The 1,445-nt window shown below is 38.7% G+C and carries 1 protein-coding gene; it reads right to left on the minus strand.

Annotation, left to right across the window (positions count from 1 at the left end; all coding sequences use genetic code 11):
- Nucleotides 1-712: 712 nt before the first annotated feature.
- Nucleotides 713-1,228 (minus strand): hypothetical protein, encoded by a 516-nt coding sequence (locus SJI19_RS24595; RefSeq protein ID WP_323480860.1) that lies wholly within the window; start codon nucleotides 1,226-1,228, stop codon nucleotides 713-715.
- Nucleotides 1,229-1,445 lie beyond the last annotated feature (217 nt).

Consider the following 1,445-nt stretch of genomic DNA (forward strand, 5'->3'; position numbering starts at 1 on the left):
GGCTATGGAAGCTCAAGGTGCGTCATTTACGGAGCAGCAAATGTCTGTAGCTGAAAAACTTGTTGAAATTCACAATCGAGGAAGTTGAAAAAGGAGGGGGCCAGATGCTGCCCCCTTTTTCTAAAAGTTCATCCTAATTAATTTCGATAATATATCTATGATGTTAGATTTAATATTATTTTCGACCCAAATAGATCTGTCTGAAATTAGGAATAATGATAACTATCACCTTCCCAGCATACTGCCCGTCAACAATCCTTTTAACAAGGATAAGGTTATTATTTCCACAATCATATACATATGCGTCATACTCGAGGTCTTGACCATCAATTCCGGAATCAAGTGGTTTTTCTTGCGCCTTAGAACAACGAATTGGGTCGGTAAATCTGCTTGGTAGGTCATGTATTTCATTAATTACAACACTATTTCCATATAATGAAACTTTTCTCACCATCAACGCCGTTGTACACCTCGACCTTACTTTTTGCCATAGCGACGTAAGGAATGATAAGCATTGCGACTATTAGAATCTTATCAAAATATTTCTTAATTTTTTTTATGGCTCATTTCTTTTTTTATCACCTCTTTATCTATTTAGATAATCTCAGCCATACTATAAATATTAATAGAACTACCCCCGTCGATTCATAAGTCCACGACCTGAATATACTTCACTAAGGGGGCTGCGATTATTTTAGTAAAATCTTAGTGATTATAATCCTTGCGCAGTTACATACAAATACGGGTTACCGTCTTTTTCAGAGAATTTGATTGCTACATCAAGATCATTGCCGTTATCCATACTTGCGATTCCTTTCCAGAAATCGGAGGTTACTTTTTCAACAACTTTGACTCTGACACATTGAGCCGCCTGATTCCCATATTTTTCATGTGCAAGTTGCGAAACAATATTGCAAGCGATCCCCAGGTTCTGATCTTGTACATCGGATTCATTCATTAACCATGCGCAGCCAAACGCAAGAACCCATACCAGAACAAGCCATCGAGAACGCTTCCAGAGGTACAACGGTGTAAGTATTATCCCTATTAAAGCATGGGATTTTCCTTCTTTTGAATGCCGTATATCCATTGCAACTACAATCGAAGTAATGATAAAGGGGACGAGGTAGAAGGCGATTTTGTGTGTTTCATAGTCCAGAGGTAATAACCCAAAAACAAGCGGTAACAGCGCAAGTAAAATCGCGAAGACATCACGTTTGAAATCCATTTTTCCTTAACCTTGTTAGTAAGATAGTTCCTATTTTATAACCTTTAACACTGAACATGCCAATCATTGCTACAACTTTTCATGCTTGAGATTGAACCGTGTGTGCGTGTTAGGTTGTTCGTAAGCGCCGTTAAATCGACGTACTCCTCCTATCCATACTGCGGCACATTTTTAAAAAAAGGGGCCAGGTCCTCATTCCAGGGTAATAACGCGTCGT

Source organism: Acerihabitans sp. TG2 (assembly GCF_035013185.1).
Lineage (GTDB): Bacteria > Pseudomonadota > Gammaproteobacteria > Enterobacterales > Enterobacteriaceae > Acerihabitans.

Excerpts from the sequence above, each read along its gene's own strand:
- SJI19_RS24595 (WP_323480860.1), bottom strand. The coding sequence starts at position 1,228 with ATGGATTTCAAACGTGATGTCTTCGCGATTTTACTTGCGCTGTTACCG.